Origin of the sequence: Streptomyces solincola, assembly GCF_002982015.1 — a bacterium.
Lineage (GTDB): Bacteria > Actinomycetota > Actinomycetes > Streptomycetales > Streptomycetaceae > Streptomyces > Streptomyces solincola.
Genome location: NZ_PVLV01000144.1, coordinates 1 through 14,007 on the forward strand (window position 1 = coordinate 1; position 14,007 = coordinate 14,007).

19 protein-coding genes and 2 pseudogenes are annotated in these 14,007 nt (G+C 71.2%); 9 read left to right on the forward strand and 12 right to left on the reverse strand.

Going from position 1 to position 14,007, the window contains the following annotated elements; genetic code table 11:
• Positions 1-187: pseudogene (locus C6N75_RS11405) on the forward strand (sugar nucleotide-binding protein); the annotation flags it as partial.
• Here the strand turns inward: C6N75_RS11405 and C6N75_RS11410 are convergent.
• A complete protein-coding gene (locus C6N75_RS11410; protein ID WP_105868757.1) occupies positions 103-339 on the reverse strand; it encodes a DUF397 domain-containing protein in 237 nt (78 codons plus the stop codon). The pseudogene C6N75_RS11405 and the gene C6N75_RS11410 overlap by 85 nt on opposite strands.
• Positions 336-1,190, reverse strand: a complete 855-nt coding sequence (locus C6N75_RS11415) for a helix-turn-helix domain-containing protein (protein WP_105868772.1) — start codon at positions 1,188-1,190, stop codon at positions 336-338. Before C6N75_RS11415 ends, C6N75_RS11410 begins: the two co-directional genes overlap by 4 nt.
• 115 nt (positions 1,191-1,305) lie before the next feature.
• Between C6N75_RS11415 and C6N75_RS11420 the strand changes: the two genes are divergently transcribed.
• Genes C6N75_RS11420 through C6N75_RS11430 form a run of 3 tightly spaced genes read left to right on the forward strand, consistent with a single transcriptional unit; the run spans position 1,306 to position 2,456 of the window.
• Positions 1,306-1,734, forward strand: coding sequence for an ATP-binding protein (locus C6N75_RS11420; RefSeq protein WP_105868758.1), 429 nt, complete (start codon positions 1,306-1,308; stop codon positions 1,732-1,734).
• Between the two features lie 30 nt (positions 1,735-1,764).
• The gene (locus C6N75_RS11425; protein WP_105868773.1) at positions 1,765-2,058 is read left to right on the forward strand and encodes an ArsR/SmtB family transcription factor; all 294 of its coding nucleotides are present in this window, start codon (positions 1,765-1,767) and stop codon (positions 2,056-2,058) included.
• Positions 2,055-2,456: a VOC family protein gene (locus C6N75_RS11430; RefSeq protein WP_105868759.1), complete on the forward strand. Its 402-nt coding sequence runs from the start codon at positions 2,055-2,057 to the stop codon at positions 2,454-2,456. Before C6N75_RS11425 ends, C6N75_RS11430 begins: the two co-directional genes overlap by 4 nt.
• A 6-nt stretch (positions 2,457-2,462) precedes the next feature.
• Here C6N75_RS11430 and C6N75_RS11435 read toward each other — a convergent pair whose 3' ends face one another.
• The 9 genes and pseudogenes from C6N75_RS11435 to C6N75_RS11475 form a co-directional block, all read right to left on the reverse strand.
• Positions 2,463-2,801, reverse strand: a complete 339-nt coding sequence (locus tag C6N75_RS11435; RefSeq protein WP_105868760.1) for a VOC family protein — start codon at positions 2,799-2,801, stop codon at positions 2,463-2,465.
• A gap of 49 nt (positions 2,802-2,850) precedes the next feature.
• Positions 2,851-3,126, reverse strand: a pseudogene (locus tag C6N75_RS11440) (Rid family hydrolase); the annotation flags it as partial.
• A 58-nt stretch (positions 3,127-3,184) separates the two neighbouring features.
• Positions 3,185-3,919 (reverse strand): SAM-dependent methyltransferase, encoded by a 735-nt coding sequence (locus C6N75_RS11445; protein ID WP_105868762.1) that lies wholly within the window; start codon positions 3,917-3,919, stop codon positions 3,185-3,187.
• Between the two features lie 199 nt (positions 3,920-4,118).
• Positions 4,119-5,312, reverse strand: coding sequence for an elongation factor Tu (gene tuf / locus C6N75_RS11450; RefSeq protein ID WP_105868763.1), 1,194 nt, complete (start codon positions 5,310-5,312; stop codon positions 4,119-4,121).
• A gap of 147 nt (positions 5,313-5,459) precedes the next feature.
• Positions 5,460-7,586, reverse strand: a complete 2,127-nt coding sequence (fusA, locus tag C6N75_RS11455) for an elongation factor G (RefSeq protein ID WP_105868764.1) — start codon at positions 7,584-7,586, stop codon at positions 5,460-5,462.
• Positions 7,587-7,625: 39 nt separating this feature from the next.
• Positions 7,626-8,096: a 30S ribosomal protein S7 gene (gene rpsG / locus C6N75_RS11460; protein WP_105868765.1), complete on the reverse strand. Its 471-nt coding sequence runs from the start codon at positions 8,094-8,096 to the stop codon at positions 7,626-7,628.
• A 2-nt stretch (positions 8,097-8,098) separates the two neighbouring features.
• Positions 8,099-8,470, reverse strand: coding sequence for a 30S ribosomal protein S12 (gene rpsL / locus C6N75_RS11465; RefSeq protein WP_003948652.1), 372 nt, complete (start codon positions 8,468-8,470; stop codon positions 8,099-8,101).
• 293 nt (positions 8,471-8,763) lie between these two features.
• Positions 8,764-9,531, reverse strand: coding sequence for a hypothetical protein (locus tag C6N75_RS11470; RefSeq protein ID WP_105868766.1), 768 nt, complete (start codon positions 9,529-9,531; stop codon positions 8,764-8,766).
• A gap of 250 nt (positions 9,532-9,781) precedes the next feature.
• Positions 9,782-10,219 (reverse strand): helix-turn-helix domain-containing protein, encoded by a 438-nt coding sequence (locus C6N75_RS11475; RefSeq protein WP_105868767.1) that lies wholly within the window; start codon positions 10,217-10,219, stop codon positions 9,782-9,784.
• A 197-nt stretch (positions 10,220-10,416) separates the two neighbouring features.
• Between C6N75_RS11475 and C6N75_RS11480 the strand changes: the two genes are divergently transcribed.
• From C6N75_RS11480 to C6N75_RS11490, 3 genes are all read left to right on the forward strand, one after another.
• On the forward strand, positions 10,417-10,707 hold the full coding sequence (locus C6N75_RS11480) for a WhiB family transcriptional regulator (RefSeq protein WP_105868768.1): 291 nt from the start codon (positions 10,417-10,419) through the stop codon (positions 10,705-10,707).
• Between the two features lie 184 nt (positions 10,708-10,891).
• A complete protein-coding gene (locus C6N75_RS11485; RefSeq protein ID WP_258177357.1) occupies positions 10,892-11,722 on the forward strand; it encodes a hypothetical protein in 831 nt (276 codons plus the stop codon).
• Positions 11,723-11,816: 94 nt separating this feature from the next.
• Positions 11,817-12,017, forward strand: coding sequence for a MerR family transcriptional regulator (locus tag C6N75_RS11490; RefSeq protein ID WP_105868769.1), 201 nt, complete (start codon positions 11,817-11,819; stop codon positions 12,015-12,017).
• 125 nt (positions 12,018-12,142) lie between these two features.
• Here the strand turns inward: C6N75_RS11490 and C6N75_RS31555 are convergent, their stop codons facing one another.
• Entirely contained in the window at positions 12,143-12,364 is a 222-nt protein-coding gene (locus C6N75_RS31555) for a hypothetical protein (RefSeq protein WP_256106890.1), read from the reverse strand.
• 395 nt (positions 12,365-12,759) lie between these two features.
• On the opposite strand from C6N75_RS31555, the gene C6N75_RS11500 reads away from it, so the two are divergent.
• Entirely contained in the window at positions 12,760-13,170 is a 411-nt protein-coding gene (locus tag C6N75_RS11500; protein ID WP_105868770.1) for a hypothetical protein, read from the forward strand.
• A gap of 168 nt (positions 13,171-13,338) precedes the next feature.
• Entirely contained in the window at positions 13,339-13,941 is a 603-nt protein-coding gene (locus C6N75_RS11505; protein ID WP_105868771.1) for a phage tail tube protein, read from the forward strand.
• Positions 13,942-14,007 lie beyond the last annotated feature (66 nt).

Sequence of the window (14,007 nt, forward strand, 5' to 3'; positions counted from 1 at the left end):
CCCCCGCCCCGCCCCGCGCCCGGCGTACAGCGTCCTGGGCCACGCCCGCTGGGCGCGGGCCGGGCTGAGCCCGCTCCGGGACTGGCGCGAGGCCCTGGCCGCCTACAGCGTCGAGACGAACGCGGCCCAGGCGGCCGGGGCCACGGCGAACGGCTCGCGCGCGGTGTCCTTGGAGTCCCGCACATGAACGGCGGCGGGGCACGATGCGACCTCGACGCAGTCCCCGCCACCGGCACCGCTGTAGCTGGACTTCGTCCAGGAGAGGGCCACCTCGACGCAGTTGCCGCCGCCGCCACCGCTGTAGCTGGACTTGAACCAGTCGAGTTCCGTGGTGCTCATAGCGCTCCTCGCATCTGCTCCAGCAGGCTCCGGGAAGCCTCCGGGCTCAGAGCCTGTGAGCGCATCTTGCCATAGCGCTGAAGCATGAAACTGACCGTTTTGGGGTCGGTGATCAGGGTGCTGGTGTCATGTGCTTCGACGTAGCCGAGCCAGTGGTGGTCGGGCAGTTCGGCGAGACACATCGGCCCTTCGAAGCCCTGGTGCTCGGCTGCGGACCTGGGCATCACCTGGATCTCGATGTTCGGCCGACCGCCCCGCTCCAGCAGGGTCTCCAGCAGCGACCGAGTCGCTTCGCGCCCTCCGAAGCGACGCTCGATCAGCGCCTCTTCCAGGACGAAGCTGAACTGGGTGTCCGGCCTGGTCTCCAGCAACCGCTGCCGCTCCAGTCGGCCCGCGAGACGCTCGTCCATCTTGTCCTGGCTGGCGGCGGGAAGCCGCTGCCGCAGGACCTCCCGCAGGTACGCCTCCGGCTGCAACAGCCCAGGGATCACCGCGCAGTCGTAGGTGTACAGCGACAGCGCGATCTCCTCGGTCGCGGCCCACGGCTGGAACCAGGACGCCAGCCCGGGCTTCCGCCGAAGGCTCCGGACAGCGGCGTCGAGCACCCTCGCCGGTCCGGCTCCCAGGCTCTCCGACACCCTGCCGACCAGGTCCCCCGGAGGGAACCGCCGCCCCTGCTCCATCTTCGCCACGTACGGCACCGAGTAGCGCACCAGGGGCGCGAACTGCTCGCGCGTGAGGCCGGCCTCCTCCCGTAACGCCTTGAGCACCGCCCCGAACGTCCGCAGACTCTCCGGGGGTTCCGGCTCACCCTGGGCGCGCCGCGCCTCGCCGTCGTTCACCGCCGTCATGCGGGACATGCTCACGTACCGTCACGCACCCGGTCCAGCGGGTCAGCAGATACAACCGCATCTGTATCTCCTGCGTCCCTCCCGACCAGCGCCGCCGCCCCGCGACGCTTGCCCCATGGCAGACATCGAGACCGAACCTCCCGTCACCGTACGTACGTTCGCGCAGCGCTTCTCCTCCACCCGCCGGGGTGCGCGCCTCGCCAGGCTGCTGGCCGCGCAGCAGCTCACCCAGTGGGGCGTGGTCAGCACCGAAGGGGCCACCCTCGTCGTGGCGGAGCTGGCGGCCAACGCCGTGCTCCATGGCCGCGTCCCCGGGCGGGACTTCGCCCTGCGGCTGACGTACGACGAGGGCGCGGCCCTGGTCCGCGTCGAGGTCGCCGACACCCACGAGGGGCGGCCCCGCCCGCGTATCGATGCGGACGCGTCCGGCGGCCACGGACTCACACTCGTCGCGGCGCTCAGCAGCGCGTGGGGCGTGGCGGAGCGGGAGGGGCCGGGCAAGACCGTGTGGGCCGAGTGCCCGCTGCGCCGACCCGCCCCATAGGCAAGTCGCTACTTGCCTATGATGGCGGTCATGGCGGAGGATGTTTTCAAGGCCCTGGCCGACCCCACCCGTCGGCGCATTCTCGACGAGCTGGTGGAACGGGACGGCCAGACCCTTTTCGAGATCTGCGGGCGGCTGGCGGTGAAGCACGACCTGGGGCTGTCCCGGCAGGCGGTCAGCCAGCACCTGGCCGTGCTCGAAGCGGCGGACCTGGTGCGCGTGCGCCGCCAGGGCCGCTACAAGCACCACGACCTGAACACCGAGCCCCTCGCACGCATCGCGACGCGGTGGCTCAGGACCGACACCCCGGAGGAGTCCCCATGAGAATCCGACTGACCAGCGTCTTCGTGGACGACCAGGCCAAGGCGCTGCACTTCTACACCGAGGTGCTCGGCTTTGTGAAGAAGCACGATGTCCCGGTCGGCGAGCAGGACCGGTGGCTGACGGTCGTCTCGCCCGAGGAGCCGGACGGGGCCGAACTCCTGCTGGAGCCGGCCGGGCACCCGGCCGCCAGGACGTACCGCGACGCGATGGTGGAGGACGGCATTCCGCTCGTCCAGTTCGCCGTGGACGACGTGCGCGCGGAGTACGAGCGGCTGCGCGGGCTGGGTGTGCACTTCACCCAGGAGCCGCTGGAGCTCGGCCCCGTCACCACCGCCGTCCTGGACGACACCTGCGGCAACCTGGTGCAGATCCTGCACGCCCAGGACCCGGCGAGCTGAGCGGGCTCAGCCCGCCACGCAGAACTCGTTGCCCTCCGGGTCCTGAAGGACGTTCCAGGTCAGCGGCCCGGCGGAGTGCTCACCGACCACGGTCGCGCCCATCGCGACCAGCCGCGCCACCTCGGCGGCGCGGTCCTCGGTGTGGAAGTCGACGTGGACGCGGTTCTTGGTCTGCCGGACCTCGTCCACGTGCTGGAAGCCCAGCACCAGCGGCTGTGCCCCGACGATCACGAACTCCCCGTCGAAGTCCTCGGCGATCTCCGCGTCCAGGGCCCGCGCCCACCAGGCGGCGAGGGTGCGGGGCTCGCCGCAGTCGATCGTGATCATCTTCGCGTCCAGGGTCATGCCCCGCACCTTAACGCCGCCGGGCGGTCGGGGCGGCGACGGGCGTCCGTCAGTCCACCGCCGTCCCCGCCAGCTCGACCATGAGGCCGGGGAGGGCCGGCCGGTTCACGCCGAGCAGGGTGGTGGCGGGGGCCGCGCCCGCTGCCCCGAGACTCGCGGCGAGCACGCCGTGGTGCGCGGACAGCCGGTCGACGTCGGCGGTGTGGACGACGAGGCGGACCAGGTTGGTCAGGGTCGTGCCGGCCCCGGCGAGGACGGCTTCCAGGTTGTCCAGGCTCAGCGCGAGCTGGGCGGCCATGTCGCCGGGGTGCTCGGGCTTGCCGTCGGGCTCATCGCGGGAGCGGGCGACCGCGGTGGCCGCCCGCTTCGGTGATTGACCGGCCTTACGGCGTCGGCCGCAGCACCAGGCTGACGAAGCCGAACGCGTCCCGGTAGGCGGCCCATTCGCGGCGGTGGGCGTCGGCCGCCTTGAGGGCGTCGGCGCTGTCGGGGTCCTCGGGGTGGTCCAGCGCCCAGGCGGCGAGCGAGCCGGTCCAGTTCCACTCGTAGTCGTCCAGCTCGTGGCGGGTGCTGGTGTGCCCGTAGACCGGGGTCCAGCCGGCGGCGACCACCCGGTCCACGGTGGAGTGCAGGTCGGTGTAGCCCTCGCCGAGCATCTCGACGGCCGCCGGGGAGGGTTCGGCCTGCCAGTAGGCGTCGCCGACCAGGACCCGGCCGCCGGGGGCCAGGTGCTCTCGGGCGGCGGCGAGGGTGGGCAGCAGGCCGCCGAAGACGTGCGCCACGCCGAGGCAGAGGACGAGGTCGAAGCCGGCCGGGTCGGTGAACGCGGCGGCGTCCGCGCGGTGGAGGGTGAGCCGGTCGCCGGCGCCGGCGGTCTCGGCGGCGGCGCGAGCGCGGGCGAGGGCGGGCTCGGAGAGGTCGACGCCCACGGCCCGTGCCTCGGGGTGCGCGGCCAGGGTGCGCAGCAGCCACTCCCCGCCGCCGCAGCCGAGGTCGAGGACGCGGGCGTCGGGAACGGGGACGGCGCGGCGCAGCAGGCGTTGAACCGTGTCGTCGCCGAGCGGGTCGGCAATGGGGTGGTCGGCGTGGGCGAGGTGGGACATCAGGTCGCGGTTCATCGATGCCAGAGTCCCAGCCGCGGTCCGGCCCGCGCACCCCGTTTACGGCGGACGCCGGTGTCCGCCGGACACAGGGCCGTTTGCCGGACACAGGGCCGCAGGACACGGAAAACCCCCGCGCCCACCCGGCGGACCGGGGGACGCGGGGGCTTCCGCGATGCGAGCAGCTCGTAGGAGCTACCAGGTCAGATCGACAGGACTACTTGTTGATCTTGGTGACCTGGCCGGCGCCGACGGTCCGGCCACCCTCACGGATGGCGAACTTCAGGCCCTCCTCCATGGCGACCGGCTGGATCAGCGAGACCGTCATGGTGGTGTTGTCGCCCGGCATGACCATCTCGGTGCCCTCGGGGAGGGTCACGACGCCGGTCACGTCCGTGGTACGGAAGTAGAACTGCGGGCGGTAGTTGTTGAAGAACGGCGTGTGGCGGCCACCCTCGTCCTTGGACAGGATGTAGGCCTGCGCCTCGAACTCGGTGTGCGGGGTGACCGAGCCCGGCTTGATGATGACCTGGCCGCGCTCGACGTCCTCGCGCTTGATGCCGCGGAGCAGCAGACCGACGTTCTCACCGGCCTGGCCCTCGTCGAGCAGCTTGCGGAACATCTCGATGCCGGTGACCGTGGTGGTGGTCTTCTCGGTCTTGATGCCGATGATGTCGACGGTCTCGTTGACCTTGAGGACACCGCGCTCGATGCGACCGGTGACGACGGTGCCACGACCGGTGATCGTGAAGACGTCCTCGATCGGCATCAGGAACGGCTTGTCGACGTCACGCTCGGGCTGCGGGATGGACTCGTCCACGGCCTTCATGAGGCCGAGGAGCTTCTCGCCCCACTCCTTGTCGCCCTCGAGGGCCTTGAGCGCGGAGACCTGGACGACCGGAACGTCGTCGCCCGGGAACTCGTACTCGGTGAGGAGCTCGCGGACCTCGAGCTCGACGAGCTCCAGGATCTCCTCGTCGTCCACCATGTCGGCCTTGTTCAGGGCGACGACGATGTAGGGGACGCCGACCTGGCGGGCCAGGAGCACGTGCTCCTTGGTCTGCGGCATCGGGCCGTCGGTGGCGGCGACCACCAGGATGGCGCCGTCCATCTGCGCCGCACCGGTGATCATGTTCTTGATGTAGTCCGCGTGACCCGGGCAGTCGACGTGGGCGTAGTGACGCGCCTCGGTCTGGTACTCGACGTGCGCGATGGAGATGGTGATACCGCGCTGGCGCTCCTCGGGAGCCTTGTCGATCTGGTCGAAGGCCGAGGCCTCGTTCAGGTCCGGGTACGCGTCGTGCAGCACCTTGGTAATGGCGGCCGTGAGGGTCGTCTTACCGTGGTCGATGTGACCGATGGTGCCGATGTTGACGTGCGGCTTAGTCCGCTCGAACTTCGCCTTCGCCACTGGGGTCCTCCTGTGGAGTGGTTCTGTACGCCTTACTCATCGGCGCCAGGTGATCTTTGCTGGGGTGCCATCCGCCGGGGCCGGCCTCGGGTTCGGGACCGGGCCCCCGGCGCATGGTGTCAAGCCTACGGCGTGAACCCGGGTGGGTTACTCGCCCTTGGCCTTCGCGATGATCTCCTCGGCGACGTTCCGGGGAACCTCGGCGTAGGAGTCGAACTGCATCGAGTAGCTTGCGCGACCCGAGGTCTTGCTGCGGAGGTCGCCGACGTAGCCGAACATCTCCGAGAGCGGCACCAGGCCCTTGACGACCCGGGCGCCGGCCCGCTCCTCCATGGCCTGGATCTGGCCACGGCGGGAGTTGATGTCGCCGATGACCTCGCCCATGTAGTCCTCGGGCGTGGTGACCTCGACGGCCATCATCGGCTCGAGGAGCACGGGGGAAGCCTTGCGCGCGGCCTCCTTGAAGGCCTGCGAACCGGCGATCTTGAAGGCGAGCTCCGAGGAGTCGACCTCGTGGTAGCCACCGTCGATGAGCGTGACGCGGACGCCCGTCATCTCGTAGCCGGCCAGGATGCCGAACTGCATGGCCTCCTGCGCGCCCGCGTCCACCGAGGGGATGTACTCCTTGGGGATGCGGCCACCGGTGACCTTGTTGACGAACTCGTACGAGGCGTCGCCGCCCTCGATCGGCTCGATCGCGATCTGCACCTTGGCGAACTGACCGGTACCACCGGTCTGCTTCTTGTGGGTGTAGTCCACGCGCTCGACGGCCTTGCGGATCGTCTCGCGGTACGCGACCTGCGGCTTGCCGACGTTGGCCTCGACCTTGAACTCGCGCTTCATCCGGTCGACCAGCACCTCGAGGTGAAGCTCGCCCATGCCGCCGATGACGGTCTGGCCGGTCTCCTCGTTGGTGTGCACCTGGAAGGAGGGGTCCTCCTCCGCGAGACGCTGGATGGCGACACCCAGCTTCTCCTGGTCACCCTTGGACTTGGGCTCGATCGCGACCTCGATGACCGGCGCCGGGAAGTCCATGGACTCCAGGATCACCGGCTGCTTGTCGTCGCACAGCGTCTCACCGGTGGTGGTCTGCTTCAGGCCCATGACGGCGACGATGTCGCCGGCGCCCACCGACTCGATCTCCTCACGCTTGTTGGCGTGCATGCGGTAGATCTTGCCGATGCGCTCCTTCTTGCCCTTGACGGAGTTCAGCACCGAGGTGCCGGACTCCAGGCGACCGGAGTAGATCCGGACGAAGGTGAGCTTGCCGAGGTGCGGGTCGCTCATGATCTTGAACGCCAGCGCCGACAGCGGCTCCTGGTCCGACGGCTTGCGCTTGACGACCGTCTCCGCGTCCTTCACGTCGTGGCCCTCGATGGCCTCGACGTCGAGCGGGGAGGGGAGGAAGCGCACGACCGCGTCGAGCAGGGGCTGGACGCCCTTGTTCTTGAACGCGGTGCCGCAGAACACCGGGGTGACCGTGGTGTCAGCGGACTTGCCGGAGGCGATGGTGATACGACGGATCGCGGCGTAGAGCTGCTCCACGGTGGGCTCCTGGCCCTCCAGGTACAGCTCCATGATCTCTTCGTCGTTCTCGGCCACGGCCTCGATCAGCAGGCCGCGGTACTCCTCGGCCGCCTCGGTGTGGGTGTCCGGGATGTCGACGGTGTCGTACATCTCGCCCTTGGCCGCCTCGGCGGACCAGACCAGGGCCTTCATCGTCACGAGGTCGATGACGCCCTTGAAGTCGGCCTCGGCGCCGATCGGAAGCTGCATGACCAGCGGCTGGGCGCCCAGCCGGTCCTTGATCATGTCGACACAGCGGTGGAACTCGGCGCCGGTGCGGTCGAGCTTGTTGACGAAGCAGATACGCGGAACGCCGTAGCGGTCCGCCTGACGCCACACGGTCTCGGACTGCGGCTCGACACCGGCGACGCCGTCGAACACCGTCACGGCACCGTCGAGCACGCGGAGCGAGCGCTCCACCTCTACGGTGAAGTCGACGTGGCCCGGGGTGTCGATGATGTTGATGGTGTGGTCAACGTCTTCCAGCGGCCAGTGGCAGGTCGTCGCGGCAGACGTGATCGTGATGCCGCGCTCCTGCTCCTGCTCCATCCAGTCCATGGTGGCGGCGCCATCGTGGACTTCACCGATCTTGTAGGAGACACCGGTGTAGAACAGGATCCGCTCGGTGGTGGTCGTCTTGCCCGCGTCGATGTGGGCCATGATCCCGATGTTGCGGACCTTGGCCAGGTCAAGCGAAGTGGTAGCCATAAGGCTTCAGTCTTCTCTCGGTCTCGATGTGGGGTGCGACTACCAGCGGTAGTGCGCGAAGGCCTTGTTGGACTCGGCCATCTTGTGCGTGTCCTCACGCTTCTTGACCGAGGCGCCGAGGCCGTTCGAGGCGTCCAGCAGCTCGTTCATGAGGCGCTCGGTCATGGTCTTCTCGCGACGGGCGCGGGAGTAGCCGACGAGCCAGCGCAGCGCGAGCGTGGAGGCGCGACCGGGCTTGACCTCGATCGGCACCTGGTACGTGGCGCCACCGACACGGCGGGACTTGACCTCGAGCGACGGCTTGACGTTCTCCAGCGCGCGCTTCAGCGTGATGACCGGGTCGTTGCCGGTCTTGTCACGGAGGCCTTCCATGGCGCCGTAGACGATGCGCTCGGCGGTGGAGCGCTTGCCGTTCAGGAGGAGCTTGTTGATGAGCGAGGTCACCAGAGGAGAACCGTAGACCGGGTCGATGATGACCGGGCGCTTCGGGGCGGGGCCCTTACGAGGCATTCTTACTTCTCCTTCTTGGCGCCGTAGCGGCTGCGGGCCTGCTTGCGGTTCTTGACACCCTGGGTGTCGAGCGAGCCGCGGATGATCTTGTAACGAACACCCGGCAGGTCCTTCACACGGCCACCACGCACGAGCACGATGGAGTGCTCCTGCAGGTTGTGTCCCTCACCCGGGATGTAGGCCGTGACCTCGATGCCGCTGGTCAGACGCACACGCGCGACCTTACGGAGGGCCGAGTTCGGCTTCTTCGGGGTGGTCGTGAACACACGCGTGCAGACGCCGCGGCGCTGAGGGGAACCCTCGAGTGCGGGCGTCTTGTTCTTCTCGACCTTGTCCTGCCGGCCCTTGCGGACCAGCTGCTGGATCGTAGGCACTACTTCTCCGGTTTCTGTGTGCCGTGTAGTGAAGCTAACCTGGAACGCCTCCGACCCACGCGGTCGGGTGTGTCGGATGCCGCGGACTTCCACCGGTGAGTGGAGAGGGCGCGGATCGCGGTGGCCGTGACCGGCTCGCCGTGCGGTTGAGGACACGCACACGAGCCCAGGCACACCCCAGGCACAAGGTCTGAGCGTACCTACCGTACGGACCTGGGTCAAAACAAATGACCATGCCCGGGAAACGGGCGGATGCCGCGCCGATCCCACCGGTGGACGGGGGCCGCGTCCGGTCAGTCGCAGCCCTCCTCGCAGGCGGCCTCCTCGCGCGCGGCGGGGACGCCGCGCCGGCCACCCGGCCGCTCCCGGCCGCGGCCGTCCTCGCGGTCGCGGGGGCGGGGGCGGCCGGCGGCGTCGAGCCGGGGGATGGTCGGCACCTTGGAGGTGCGGCTCTTGGGGGCGAAGGCGGGGCGGCGGTCCGGGTCCGGAGCCGGCCCCGCGTCGGGGTTCGCCTCCGCGTCGGGGGCCTGCTCGGCCTCCGACGCCGGGTCGGCGCCCTCCGCCTCGGCCTCGTCCTCCGCGGACGGCGGGACGCCGCCGCTCCCGGCCCGCACCTCCCCGGCGGCGCGGGCCGCGCTCGTTCCGGGCCCCTCGGCCGCGCCGGCGGCTCCGTCGTCCCCCGATGCGGCCCCGTCGCCGATCCCGCCGCCGGGGTCGCGGCGGCTGGGCGGGAACGGGATCACCGCGGCCCGTCCGGTGCGCCCGGGGCGGCGGGACGCACGCGACCGGCCGCGGACGGCCTCGGCGCGGGCGGCTTCGGCACGGCCCGCGGCGATGTGCGCCGCCGCGTCCCGCCAGCCGTGGGCGTACGCGGCGAACTCCAGCCGCTCCACCTCGGCGCGCAGCAGTACGGCTATCTCTTCCGGCGGATGGTCCTCCAGCAGCTCGCCGAGCGTGGCGAGGAGGCCGGACAGGCCGCCCTCCCGCCGGTCGTCCGGGCCCGTCGCACCCTCACCGGCTCCGCTCCCCCGGGCCGGGGAGGACTCGTCGTCCTCACCCATGCGCTGCAATGCCTCTCGTGTGCCGACTGCCACCCGCCGCACCACGGGTTTTCCGGCACACGAAGACGGCCGCCCCGGACAAGGGGGCGGCCGAGCCGTGCGCGGCCCGCGATGACACGGCCTGTACGAACGTGGGGGACAGGTCGTGACAGCTTAACTGTCACGGTTCGTCAGACATCGGGCAGGCATGGCGCGGACACCGGGCCGACACGCGTCCGACACCCGGTGACCACGGCGGGCCGCCGTGCTCTCACTCCTTGGCGAGCGGGGCGCGGCGCGCCGGGGCGGCGGGCAGGAACTGCCCCGCGACCTTGATGAACATCTCCCACTGGTCCGCCGGTACGCCGAGACCGGCCGCGGCCTCCTCCAGCGTCAGCCGCCGGGCGGCGGCCGGACCGGCCGCCCCGTCTCCGGCCGCCGGCAGCGGCAGGTCGTCCTCGCTCAGCCGGCCGGAGCGGATGAGCATGTCCCTCACCGGCACGCCCAGGACGTGCGCGAGCCGGCGGGTGGTCTCCAGGTCCGGCATGCTCTGCCGCTGGAGCAGCCGGGTGATGGCGGCGCGGTGGACGCCGGCCTCGTCCGCGAGGCGGGACTTGCCGCCTCCGCGCGGGCTGTCGATGTCATAGCCGCGGCGGCGGATCAGGTCCTCGATCCAGGCGGCGAACTGTTCCAGATCACTGGCGGTCATCGTGCGGGTCGCCTCCCTCCGAAGCGGAGCCCACATTATCGCGCTTGCGCGCGCAGCATTACGTGCCCTTCCGCACGCACGGTAATGGTTCTGCGAAGATCCGCGGAATTGGAGTTGCGAGCGAGCCCGCAACATGACAACGTGCGTCACCGCAACAACTCTCCGCACGCCTGCCACCGCGCCATCAGGAGCACCGCATGCCCGCCGTTTCCGCCCCGCCGCTCGCCGAGGTCCTGGAGTTCTTCGGCTGGCGGGCCGCCGCCGCCTGTGTGGACCTGCCGCCGGAGGTCGTCTTCTCCCGCCGCCCCGCAACGGCCGCACCTGCACTGACGGCCTGCGGACGGTGCCCGGTGGTGGCGCGCTGCCTGGAGGCGGTGGCGCCGGCCGAGAGTTGGTTCGACGGCGTGAGCGGGGGCCGACTGTGGCGCAACGGCCGCCCGGTGCCGCTGGACGGCGCCTCCCGGCGACGGCGCGGCCGCCGCATCTGACGTGGACCACTGATTGCGCGCTCGCACGATAGCGGTCGAACGGTCACCGACCGGACCGTGAGCGCGCCCGGACGGCCGGCGTATGCCGTGTACGGCAGAGCGCCGACCGGTGACGACACCCCTCGCCGTACCGCATCCCCTCCCACCTTCGATCTCCCTCCTCCCGCTCCGAAAGGACGCAGCCATGGCCGCCGTACCGACGTCCGACACCGACCGCCAGGTCCGCGACGCCGCCCTGTGGATCGAGGCGCTGCTGAAGCAGTTCCCCGAGCTGCTGACCGAACTGGCGCCCGGCCGCCGCGGCCGGCCGGCTGCCGGCGGGCCGCCGCACCGCCCGCCGGCCTCGCCGGAGGCCGCCGAGCGGCTGCGCGCCGAGCGGCGGGAGGCGCTGCTGATGGAGCAGCGGCACGGGCTGGCGGTGCCCGGTTACTCGGCCGCGCCCCTGCGGCTGCACGTCTCGGACGCGATCCGGGACATCACCGACGGGGTGGTGGAGCTGGACGAGGCGGTGCACGACAAGCTGGGCCTGGGCCGGCCGCGCCACGCCCCCGTACCGCAGCGGCTGGCCCGGGTGGCCGGGCTGCTCGACCGGGTGGCCGGGCATCCGGCGCTCGCCGCGCATGTCCGGGACGAGGCGCGGCGGATGGCCCGGCGGTGCGCCCGGGTGCTGGGGCAGGCGGAGTCGATGGTCCGGGTGCACGGGCGCTGCCCGTGGTGCGACTCGGTGTCGCTGCGTGCGTTCCCGGCCCGCCGGGCGGTGCTCTGCGTCAACCCGGCCTGCCGGTGCGACGACGCCGAGTGCGGCTGCGGTACGGACCCGGCGTACCGGCATGTGTGGCACGAGGCGGACTGGGCGGAGCTGGCCGGCGCGTCCGGGGCGGACCGCGCCGAGATCGACGCCTCGATGGACGAGTCGGCGGGCGAGTCAGCGGGCGAGTCGATGGGCGATTCGGCGGGCGAGTCGATGGGCGATTCGGCGGGCGCGGCGATGAGCGGGGCGGCGGGCGCGGTGTAGCGCCGGATTCGCCGCCGCCGGCTCTCCGCCGCCACCTGCTCTCCGCCCGTAGGGCGCCAGCCCTTCCCCGTACGGAAGTCGAGGACCCGAGACCATGACGCTCATCGCCGCCGAGACCCTGATCAACGCCGACCTGGCCGCCTCCGAGGCGGGGGTGATGCCGGCCACCATCCGCAAGTGGGTGCAGCTCGGCCACCTCTCCCCCGCCGGGCGGCGCGGCCGGGCGCTGCTCTACCGGCTGGAGGACGTGTTCGCGGCCGAGCGCGCGGCCCGGCGGCGGCCCCGGCCGCGCTGAGCCGCGCCGTACACGACCACGAGTACGGGTACGAATACGAATACGACGAGGAGGCGGTCACCCCTGTACGGGGTGACCGCCTCCTCGTCGTCTGTTCGAACGCCCCGGGGACTGTTCGAGCGGTCTCAGGTGTCGCCGTCCGAGCGGAAGCGGAGCACCTGGGCGTCCGGCGGGCCGTGGCGGGCCGGGCTGCGATGGGCGATGGCCTCCTGCCAGCCGCTGGCGAAGCCGCGCAGTTCGGCGTCGACGGCGATGCGCGCGCCGACCTTGCCGATCACGGCGGTCAGCGTTCTCACAGTCTCCCGGGTGTAGGTCCCGGCCTCCCCCGCCTCGGCCGCCACCTCCATCGCGGCGGCGACCACGTCGGTCAACCGCTCCTGGGCACTGCCGGCACTGCTGACCACTCGCACCTGCCGCTCCCTGTCCGCACATTGGGGTGCCATCACGACTCACCGCCCCTGTTCGAATCTATGTTCGAAGTGCCGAGGGTAACGCGCGTACGGCGGCGCACACCACTCCGATCACGCCCGCAGCGATCACCGGAACCATGTCTTCTTACGTCGCGCTCGCACGAACGAGTTGCGCGCTCGCACGAAATGAATCACAGTAGGTGCAGCGGCGGAGCTGTGCCCGCATCCCTCCAGGGCGACGCCCCCACGGGGGTGGCGTCCTTTGCGGGCACGGCTCCGCCGCGCTGTTGCCCCGCAAGCCCCCGTTCGAACGACAGGAGCGCGAACGCGTCATGAGCAGCTCAGCCCCGAGCACCTTCCCCGATGTGGAGGCCCTGGTCGTGGACCTCCTCTCCGACCTGCCGGAGCTGGCGGGGGCGATCGTGGACGACGAGCCGCCGGCCGGCTTCGACGGCACCCAGCGGGCGGTCATCGTCTCACGGCGCGGCGGCGCCTGGATCGACGACCTCCACCTGGACCAGCCGCTGATCGAGCTGGAGGTGTACGGCCCGACCAAGTCGGCCGCGCACATCCTGGCCAACCAGGCCCGCGCGGTGGTGCTGAACAGCGCCGGCACGGTCCTCGGCACGTCCGTCATCACCGACGTCAGCGAGGCCGACGGCCCGCGCTGGCTGCCGGACTACCTCTACACGGCGGCCAACCGCTACCTCTGCGTGCTGCGGCTGTCGGTCCGCACGGACTGACCGGCCCAGCGCCACCCGGCCGGCCCGCGAGGACGGGCCGCCCCCGCGTACCGGACCTCCTTCGGCCCGCGTACGCCCCCACCAGACCAGGCCTCGCCGATCCCGGCGGGGCCTTTGCCGTACCCACGGCGCCAACCCACCCCATCCAACTCCCCCAAGGAGCACCGCATGGCAGGCAACACCTCCTCCGAGATCCGCGTCGCCGGCACCGGCCGAGTCCTGGTCGCCCCGCTCGGGGCGCCGCTGCCGACCACCTTCTCCGCCAACCCGTCGACCGACTGGGGCAGCGCCTGGGTGGACCTCGGCTACACCTCGACCGACGGCGTCACCTTCTCCAAGAAGGACAAGCTGGACCCGGTGGAGACCTGGCAGTCCATCAGCCCGGCCCGGTTCGTCTACGCGGACCGCGACCTGACGCTGAAGTTCTCCATGCTCCAGTTCAACGAGGACACGCTGCCGTTCTTCATGGGCGGCAGCAAGAGCGACATCACCGCGGCCGGCGCCGGCAACTCGGGCGTCTTCACCTTCGACGTGCCGGACGGTCCGACCTTCGACGAGCGCGCGCTCGGCCTGGAGTTCACCGACGGCAAGGACGTCACCTACCGCTTCGTGATCCCGCGCGGCCAGGTGACGGCCACCGACGACATCAAGCTGGCCCGCAAGGCGGCGGCGTCCCTCGGCGTCACCTTCACCGCCCTGTCCGGCGGCGACGGCGAGCCGCTGGCCACCTTCGTCATGAAGGACCCGGCGTACGGCGCGCCGGTCGCCTGACGATCCACCCCTCGGGGCCGGGCCGGAGACACCCCCGTCTCCGGCCCGGCCCCGGCTTTACTCCCC